This is a genomic window from Bacillus sp. FSL W8-0848, from assembly GCF_038007805.1.
In the GTDB taxonomy this organism is placed as follows: Bacteria; Bacillota; Bacilli; order Bacillales; family Bacillaceae; genus Bacillus; species Bacillus glycinifermentans.
This window is the reverse complement of sequence record NZ_JBBOYB010000003.1, coordinates 1-8,377: the sequence shown is the minus strand read 5'-3', so window position 1 is coordinate 8,377 and position 8,377 is coordinate 1. Positions and strand designations below refer to the sequence as shown.

At 44.1% G+C, this 8,377-nt stretch carries 12 protein-coding genes; 5 read left to right on the top strand and 7 right to left on the bottom strand.

What is annotated here, in order from left to right:
• Positions 1-416 precede the first annotated feature (416 nt).
• The 3 genes from NSQ39_RS23025 to NSQ39_RS23015 all read left to right on the top strand — a co-directional run bounded on the left by NSQ39_RS23025 (position 417) and on the right by NSQ39_RS23015 (position 1,502).
• Complete coding sequence (locus NSQ39_RS23025) at positions 417-572, top strand: hypothetical protein (RefSeq protein ID WP_175077639.1); 156 nt, start codon at positions 417-419, stop codon at positions 570-572.
• Positions 573-881: 309 nt separating this feature from the next.
• Entirely contained in the window at positions 882-1,169 is a 288-nt protein-coding gene (locus tag NSQ39_RS23020; protein WP_175077640.1) for a hypothetical protein, read from the top strand.
• Between the two features lie 171 nt (positions 1,170-1,340).
• Positions 1,341-1,502 (top strand): hypothetical protein, encoded by a 162-nt coding sequence (locus NSQ39_RS23015; RefSeq protein WP_320549216.1) that lies wholly within the window; start codon positions 1,341-1,343, stop codon positions 1,500-1,502.
• Between the two features lie 472 nt (positions 1,503-1,974).
• On the opposite strand, the gene NSQ39_RS23010 is transcribed toward NSQ39_RS23015, so the two are convergent.
• Genes NSQ39_RS23010 through NSQ39_RS23000 form a run of 3 tightly spaced genes read right to left on the bottom strand, consistent with a single transcriptional unit; the run spans position 1,975 to position 3,366 of the window.
• Positions 1,975-2,142 (bottom strand): hypothetical protein, encoded by a 168-nt coding sequence (locus NSQ39_RS23010; RefSeq protein WP_175077631.1) that lies wholly within the window; start codon positions 2,140-2,142, stop codon positions 1,975-1,977.
• 1 nt (position 2,143) lies between these two features.
• Entirely contained in the window at positions 2,144-2,269 is a 126-nt protein-coding gene (locus tag NSQ39_RS23005) for a hypothetical protein (protein WP_272901924.1), read from the bottom strand.
• A complete protein-coding gene (locus NSQ39_RS23000; RefSeq protein ID WP_175077632.1) occupies positions 2,266-3,366 on the bottom strand; it encodes a RapH N-terminal domain-containing protein in 1,101 nt (366 codons plus the stop codon). Before NSQ39_RS23000 ends, NSQ39_RS23005 begins: the two co-directional genes overlap by 4 nt.
• 934 nt (positions 3,367-4,300) lie before the next feature.
• Here NSQ39_RS23000 and NSQ39_RS22995 point away from each other — a divergent pair.
• Entirely contained in the window at positions 4,301-5,323 is a 1,023-nt protein-coding gene (locus NSQ39_RS22995) for a protein rep (RefSeq protein ID WP_268341375.1), read from the top strand.
• Between the two features lie 27 nt (positions 5,324-5,350).
• Here the strand turns inward: NSQ39_RS22995 and NSQ39_RS22990 are convergent, their stop codons facing one another.
• The gene (locus NSQ39_RS22990; RefSeq protein ID WP_268338817.1) at positions 5,351-5,890 is read right to left on the bottom strand and encodes a hypothetical protein; all 540 of its coding nucleotides are present in this window, start codon (positions 5,888-5,890) and stop codon (positions 5,351-5,353) included.
• Positions 5,891-6,043: 153 nt separating this feature from the next.
• Here NSQ39_RS22990 and NSQ39_RS22985 point away from each other — a divergent pair, with 153 nt between their 5' ends.
• Complete coding sequence (locus NSQ39_RS22985; RefSeq protein ID WP_240504067.1) at positions 6,044-6,346, top strand: hypothetical protein; 303 nt, start codon at positions 6,044-6,046, stop codon at positions 6,344-6,346.
• Between the two features lie 21 nt (positions 6,347-6,367).
• Here the strand turns inward: NSQ39_RS22985 and NSQ39_RS22980 are convergent, their stop codons facing one another.
• From NSQ39_RS22980 to NSQ39_RS22970, 3 genes are all read right to left on the bottom strand, one after another.
• Complete coding sequence (locus tag NSQ39_RS22980) at positions 6,368-6,859, bottom strand: DUF3967 domain-containing protein (protein WP_165428581.1); 492 nt, start codon at positions 6,857-6,859, stop codon at positions 6,368-6,370.
• 124 nt (positions 6,860-6,983) lie between these two features.
• Positions 6,984-7,616, bottom strand: coding sequence for a relaxase/mobilization nuclease domain-containing protein (locus tag NSQ39_RS22975; RefSeq protein WP_268338815.1), 633 nt, complete (start codon positions 7,614-7,616; stop codon positions 6,984-6,986).
• On the bottom strand, positions 7,616-8,377 hold a 762-nt coding region (locus NSQ39_RS22970; protein ID WP_341017603.1), incomplete at its 5' end, for a hypothetical protein. The genes NSQ39_RS22975 and NSQ39_RS22970, both read right to left, overlap by 1 nt.

Here is an 8,377-nt window from a genome sequence, read left to right as displayed (position 1 = left end):
TCGACCTCCTAAAATTGAGTGATTAGCTCAATTTTAGAGTGTCGCACAGTGGGGGTCAAGGGGGAGGACGTGTCATCCCCTTTGCGGAGTGTGTCGGAAACATTGTGTCCGACACTTTTAGCTCCGCCTCTCACACCCCACAGGGGTGCTGGGATGCCATTTACCGCAAATCGGGCAGGCTCCGATTGAGGACAAATGGCTTGCCGAAGTGGGAGGGCTGCGCGACGATCCGGCAGGGAGTCACGCACCCGGAAACGAGGCAAAAGATGCGGTTTTGAACAGGGAGGAGTAACGAGGCTCACCCTGTTCATTGCGCATCGGGCGTCAGGCAATGGGCGACTTTTATTCGCCCGCCTGACGTGGCGGACTTGTCCGCCAACGGGTAGAATGGATACATAAAGGAAGGGCGGTCATTCATGTTTGAAGACGCTATGAAATATGTAAGAGCAACCCTTGGTTTTGAGGGTTTGGAGCTTACAGAAGAAGAGGAAAAGCTCTTGGAAAGACGGTTTCATGGAGAAATCACAGAGGAAGAATACATGAGAAAAGCGCTGGAGATGGCAAAGTCGTGAGGGACTGGTTTTTCTGCGGCAGGGGAGAAAACGAGCGTTTATGCCGCGAAAGTCGATTTACAATGAGAGGCACTCTCATGCAAACTGACGGAGGTGGCCCCGAAGGGCGGTTTTCGCCCTGCGGGGTTGCCTTCGGGAGTTTGAGGGTGCGGAGGCTCGTTGTCAATCGAACCGTGGAATAAAAAGCGGGGCCGATGTTCGGGAGTCGGGGGGAAAAGGGAGTTGCCGGCTGTTTGGGTTGTTCGGTTTTTCCCCTGTTTGGATCCCTTGCCTGGCATTTGGTCGTTCGGATTTGAAAGGCGTGAGAAAATGGAGAATGAAAAGGTATTAAAGGCAATAGAGGATGTCAAAAAGAAAATCGTGAAGGGGTTGGGGGAGATACGAGAGGATTTACTGGAGGAATTGGGACAGGTACGAGTGGGGATGGATGGGATAAAGGGACATATCGGTGAGTTAAAAGGTCAGTTGGATGACTTAGAAAAAAATATGAATGAGCGTTTTGATCGGTTTGAGGAAAACAGGTGGAAAAAAGTGATCGAATTAGCGGAGCAGGTCGAGGCGGATATGAGGCGCACGTCAAGAGGTGCACGTCATTAGACGCGCGTCCCTTGACGTGCGTCTTCCTAAGATGCGTGTCGGAAGTTAGCCGGCAAAGGGTTTGTCGGACGCGTCGAGACCCGACTTATTTCTGTTTTTGCGGTCTTTTTAGGGCAGAATGGGATAAATGCCGGACACTACATAAGGGGAGGCTCATATGGATAATCAGGCTTGTTTAGGATACGTGATTTTAGCGGCAAAACGCCTCGGTACAGTCAGGAACAGATCAATGTGCTGGTGCTTGAGGTAGAAAGTGAGTTCAAATGGAAAACGGCGGAGGAAGCGGCAGACGTTTATAAGGCTTTCCCTGTTCAATATTCAACGGCTGAATAAGCTGGTATACTTGCAATGTATCGTTACCCATATTGATTCCCTCGCCGTTTATCTGGTGAGGACGCTCCTGTCAGGTAAGCCCCCAGCAGGAGCGTTTTTTATTTTGCGGTTGAGAGGTTCAGAGAAAAAGAGAAATGCCCCTGAGAATGCTCAGATTCGTTTTTGAGCGGTTTTACAGAAAAATGCGACTTAAAGGAGCCGGAGCACCTAAAAATTGCTCAGAAGGCGTTTAAACGCTTTTAGGCGTCTGGTATACTTGCGATGTCTACAGGTGTTTGTCGTCACCACCTGTGGAATGCTCGTTTCGGGTCTGAATCGTGTAAAGAAGCGGGTTTTAGGGCGGAATACAGCATTCCGCCCTTTTCTGTGTGGAGAAATACCTCTGAGGATGCTCAGATTCGTTTCTGAGCGGTTTTAAATAAAAAAGCGACTTAAAGGAGCTGGAGCACCTAAAAATCGCTTAGGAGGGTATTTAAACGCTTTTAGACGAATCTTGATCATTGTACCAATTCCGATGATCTGGATTAGAACGGTCTAAAAGGATAACCCCGTCTTTATTTGATTTTAATTTCTCTGCTGTAGACCAGACTTTTTGGCGGTCTAATTTCAGCTGCGGGAACGCTTTTTCAAGAGTTTGCATGTTAAATGGTTACTGCTTTTTCAGCAATTTGAATAGGTTTGCTTGAAAAGGCTGTATCTTGTGTTAAAGGAGCGGCCAGCAATAATGCTGAAACGGTTAGCAGACTGAACAAAGCGGTTTTTTTCATAGTAACGCCTCCGATATTTTGATGATTTTGTTCTTTGCAAAATGCCCGTGTTTAAAATAGTACGCGGCTTTTTCGAAATCAGCCTTATTCTCATAGTATTCAGCGATTTCCATTGCGAGATCGGCCGTTTCTGTCCAAAGCTCCATTTCCTCGAGGATGTCGATATTTCTTCTTACTTCCGGGTCATTTTGCTCTGCATACAAAGCGTATACAAGCTTTAATTTCGCCAGATACTCCTGTTCTCCTTCATCCGTGGCCTTTTTCAAGGCTTTGTCATACCATGTCTGGGCAACATCAAAAGCCCCTAATTGAAACAGAACTTTGCTCAACATGTAAGTCGAGCGGACGGCAACAAACGATTCTAAATGTTCCGGGATGCTTAATGCTTGTTTGAAGCAATTTGAAGATTCGATGAACATTTTCCGACGTTCAAAACAGATTCCGAGGTTAAAAAGTGCCAAACTTTCGGTATAGCGGAACCCGTTTGCTTTGGCGATAGTTTGTGCGTTCTCGTAGTGTTTTTGGGCTTGTTCGTGAAGCAATAAATCGAGCTTATTTGCGCCTAGCATCATTTCGCAGTTAATCATCTTTTCTTTGTAGCTGTCGTGCGCTTTGAATGTGTCGTGAGCGATCTGTGCATGAGTAAGTGAGAAGACATTTTGATCGATTTGGTAATACGCCTTACACAGATAGTAATGAAATTCAGCTTTTTCAATTTCATCGGGTATCTTTTTTAAGCGTTCTTCAGCGATTTTATAGTACATGATGGCTTTGACATAGCGCTTTTGGTGGAATTCGTACATGCCGGAGAAAAGATAAAAATAATATTGAATCACATCATCGGTGCTTTCTTCTAAGGCTTTGGCTTTCACCTTGTCCAGTAATTCCCCGGATTCGTTGTAATTCTCTGTCATGAGTTTATAGCGTGAGTCAATCAGGTTGAAATATAGTAACACGGTTTGATTTTCTTCCATGTTCGGCAACGTGTTTTCGATTTCTTTCCTCATGGCAGCGGCTTTGGAAAAGTCATGCTGTTTGATGACCTTGTACCAATCGTTTATGGTTTGGCCGACTTCTTCAAATGCTATCGTGCTCAACTTTCACCAATCCTTTCCCTTCCCTTTTACCTTCAAGAATTGTAAACATTTGTATTTAAGATTATCGCAGACTGTCGAATAATTGTGAAGAATTTTCCGAAAAAAGTAACTAGAGATAGAAGAGCATAAGGGGTTTTTGTTCCCACATCAGCGGAAAGTCAGGCAGAGCCAGACAAAACGGTGGGAACAAGGGAGGGGTCTTGGTCACGACATACTCAGGACAGAAAAGGGACAATTTGCAGCCGGGTCAGGACACGTTCACGACACATTTCGGGACTTGCTGTGTCCCGATCAGGACATCTTCACGACACCTGAAGAGGGGGAGTGCCCAGTTATACGCACCAAAATTTTTGGTTCGTTCCTGGGTTTTTCCCGCAGGGGCTTTTTAAAATATTTCGGAAGATCAATTTTTCAGGAAAATAAAATAGTTTGATAGAGCAACGTTTTCAGAAACGCGCAGCATGAAATATTTTGATAGTGCAACTTTTTCAGAAATGGACTTCGTGAAATAGAACGGAAGTGCAACTTTTTCGGGCCGATTTCGGCCAAAAAGGAACAGATTTGTTACCGATCACTTACATGCGACCCGAAAAAATCGTTTTTGAATGCAAAAAAGGCTTTTTCGCATGAAAAAAGCCTTTTTTTGAAAAAAAATCTCCCCCCTTCGGGGGGGATTTTGGTTTTTTGGTTTTGGGTTTTAAAAAAAGCCGGCTAAAAGCCGGTTTTTTTGCGATTTTGGCGGGGCCAAAATCGGGTCTTTTCTTATCTTGATACTATATAGAAACAACAAGATTTTCAAAAATGGCTCTCAGCCCTTGTCTGTCAAGGGTTTAGGTCGTTTTTGACAGAACAAAACTCCCTCTGCTATTATTAAGGTGTCCAATCAAAATAATAGAACGCTAGAAAACTAGCTCAGAAGGGAGTTTCTTTTTTCATGTATTCATCTGAATCAAATTATAACATCCTTGTGGACGAGACCGCAACAGGAAAAAAGAGAGATTGGAAGGGAAAAAAATCCCGGTCCGATCTCATGGCCAAGCACTATGAAGGTTTGAAAAATCGAATTGGCGCGCCTTACTACAGCAAAAAGGCTCAACGAATGTTTGAATGTGCGGAGCAATTGTCGTTTAAAAGAGACCCGGAAACGGGCAGATTAAAACTGTATCAAGCCTATTTTTGTAAAGTGAGGTTATGCCCGATGTGTGCCTGGCGCAGGTCGTTAAAAATTGCATATCACAATAAATTGATTGTTGAGGAAGCCAATCGGCAATATCATTGCGCTTGGTTGTTTCTCACACTGACAGTTCGGAATGTCGAGGGAGGAGAGCTTCGCCAAACGATTTCCGATATGATGAAGGGTTTTAATCGTTTGATGAAGTACAAGCGAGTTGATACGGCTGTCCTTGGCTATTTTCGAGCTTTAGAAATCACGAAAAATCATGAAGAACATACATATCATCCACATTTCCATGTGTTGTTGCCAGTAAAGAAAAGTTATTTCACAGGCAAGTTATACATTAGTCAAAAAGATTGGACAAGCCTTTGGAAAAAGGCAATGAAACTTGATTACACGCCGATTGTACATATACAGCGGGTCAAAGGGAAAGCCAAGATCGATGCGGAGCAGATCGAGAGTGAAGTGCGAGAGGCAATAGAGGAGCAAAAAGCCGTTTTGGAAATTTCAAAGTACCCCGTGAAGGATACGGATATTGTCCGCGGAAACAAGGTGACTGAAGACAATTTGGATACGGTTTATTATCTGGACGACGCGCTTTCAGCTCGGCGGCTCATCGGATATGGCGGCATCTTGAAGGAGATACATAAGGAACTGAATCTTGGTGATGCAGAGGACGGTGATCTGGTCAAGATCGAGGAAGAAGATGATGAGGTGGCAAACGAAGCCTTTGAGGTCATGGCCTATTGGCATCCCGGCATTAAAAATTACATAATCAAGTAAGAGAGCAGGCCACGTGGCCTGCTTTTCTTAGCTCAGCTTTTTCATTTCTGAACTGATGAATTTAGTTCTCTTTTTGTCCTTGTAAGTTTTTACGATTACATACTGATGATATCCCAACATATCTTTACATTCTCTATATTGAATAGTTACATAGACTGGTTTGCTTTTAGGGAGAGTTACATAGGTTTGTGTAATTGCTCCAAGAGCAATTGCTCTTGCTAATGTTGATCCAATGTAAAACCCGGCACCCCCGAGTCCTCCACCGACAATCGCAGGTATCATTTTATTTTCCCAGTTTGTCCATCTTACGTTATCACGTTTTTCTGTTTTGACAATTTTACACCCGTTTGTATAATCTCCTGGGATTTTTTGAATCCCTATCTTTTGGCTTGAAGAACAAGACTCAGTATCATTTTGTGGAAGATTAGTAGAAACTACGGGAACAGTGGTGTTGTTTACATTGCTGCTCTGTTCATTGCTTTGTTCAGCAGCGAAAGTGCTGATTGATGGAACAAGTAGAGTGATACTCATTACTAACGCTGCTACAACTTTCATACTCTTTTTCAATCAAAAAACATCCTTTCCTGTAATTATATGGGCCCATATTAAATATAAACCTTTTTGGAAAGCTCTGGGTATGTTTTAATAAAAATTAAGCGAAAATTAAGAAAGGTATGATATTTTATGAGATTTCTTTGGGTTGTTTTGGGGTTTGCTCTGATGGGAATAATAATGAGTACCATTAGAGAAAATTTTTCGTCTACTGTGACCACAATTGTTTTGGTGGTTTTTGTGGCTGCTTGTTTGGTTTTTGACTTAATTAAAGGTAAGAGGGGTCAGGATCAGGGGGATAAAAAATATGGGGTTATATGGTGGATTGCAACACTCCTCATGTTTTTAGTGTTTATTCTTAATACTTTCGTTTTTAAAATTGACCCTTTATATAATATCTTCGTTTTATTGATTTACATTTTGTTAATGGGGGTTATTAGGAGTAGATGGAAGAAAGCTGAGACAGATTAAGCCCCCGATTGGGGGGCTTTTCTATTTCCAGAATTGCCACCACTTTTTTTCACGGGCGGCAGCCAGCATTTTTTGAGTTTCCTGGGATTCGCGGAGGGATTTCATCAGCATTTCGTCTCTTTCCTGCTGCCGTTTCTCAAAAAGCTCAATGCGTTCCAGCATCATTTTATTGAACTCTTCTTGTTGTTTGACAAATTGAAATAAGGCGTGCCTTTCATCGTTTTGTATCGGTGTATCGGGTTGCGATACGGTCAATTTTGACCGATACAGATGCGCTATGTGTTCGGCTGCTTTTTGGAGGGATTGGCCGTCCAATTTGTTCATGTTGTAGAGATACTCTATAGCGGATAAATCATCTTTGTTGTAGAGTCGCCAGCCCTTGGTGTCGCGCTCGAAAAAATAGCCGTGAGACTCGAGCAGCTTTGAATATTTGCGGACTGTGACGGTCTCTATGCCTAGGCGGGAGGACACGTCTTTTGAAGTAAGTTTTGTAGCGGTCGTATCGGTGTTCATAGCGGATCACCTCGATTTTTCCTTATGCGCTACAACATTCGCTATGAATCTCGTAAATGCCTTCCTATTTCGAAAAGTCAACGCTACAAGCCAAAAAGACAAAAAACAGGCCGCGGGGCCTGTTTCATCGTTCCATTTCTTGATCTCTTGATCGTACTTTGCTTTTGACAGCATGTTCCGGCTCCAATGTAAGGGGTAGATCAAGCGTTGGTTCATGCTTTCTTTCTTCCTCAAGCTCTTTCAAAAAATCACGGCTGCGGGCGCTGTCTTTTGATCTCTCAAACTGCCGTAGCTTTTCTTGATCAGCGAATTGATGCAAGTCTTTCAGGTGGGAAGGATACAGGCCGACCTGTTTTCCGTCCTCATTATAGCCCCGAATGACGACATGCGCGTGAGGATGCCCTTTATCATCATGGACGGCGGAAACCCAATCTAGCTTAACGTTGTACTTGGTTTCAAAACGATTCATGGTGTCTCGGACCAATTCCTTCAGATCGGTCCCGTAGCGCTCTTTTTCATCCTCGCTGAGCGAGATCACGAGCTTATGGCCGACAACGCCGACCTTCGGCTGTTCGTTCAGCTTTTGGAAAAATTCAATTCGTTTGATGTTGTCCTGGGTAGCCGTGAACAGTTCCGGCGGCGTCCGGTGATGATCACGGTCAAGTTCTATGTACTTGATATGCTCTTTGATGTGAGAGATCGGCTTGCCGCCTTTGTGGTGGCTGGCGAAACCAAGCGATTTCACATGAACGACCATCAGTATCTCCCCTGCTCGTATTCTTCAATCAAATTCCTGTTTGACTTAAACCGGCTGTAATTGTCCAGAAGGAACTGGAGTTTCTTCTGCAGCGATGCGTTTTCTTTTTCTTGATTGCGCAGCTGCCGGGTCAACTCCTCTTTTTCCTGATCGAGCTGCCTTGCGCGGTTGTAATAATGTTGGGTGTTGGCTTTTTGATTTTCGTGCTTTTGATTTAATGACTCATGCAGTTTCTGAAGCTCTTCGTATTGTGCTGCCATTTGGGCAAGCATCTCTCTGATCTGATTGCATTCAGACTCTAGTGCTTTGTTTTCCTGAATGAGAGAGCTGATCTTTTCAGCGCCTTCTTTGTCGAGACGGCCTCGCATTCGCTTGGCGGCAAGTCCGCGGATTTCTTCACGCTTTTGTTTTGGATTGCTCTTGTTAAAGAGACTGTCAAACATGTGCTCCAGAATGATGGAGCTGTAGACTGTCTCGAATGATGACTTTGCCGTGAGGTTGGCAATCCGTTCAACGGTTTGCTTTCCCATGTCTTGAACGCGTTTTTCAATCCTGTCGATGAGTGCTTGCTCAGTTGCGGACAGCAGCGAGCTTGCTTCGACAGGTTGGACTTTTCGAGCGTGATACGCCCTGATGGCGTTCTCGATCAAAAGGCCAAACTTCTTTTCAGACCCGAAATCTTGTTTCGCGAGCTTGCGACCGAGCGAAACAATTTCAGGGTCGAGTCGGACGGATTCTTTTTGCCGGGCGACCATGGTTTT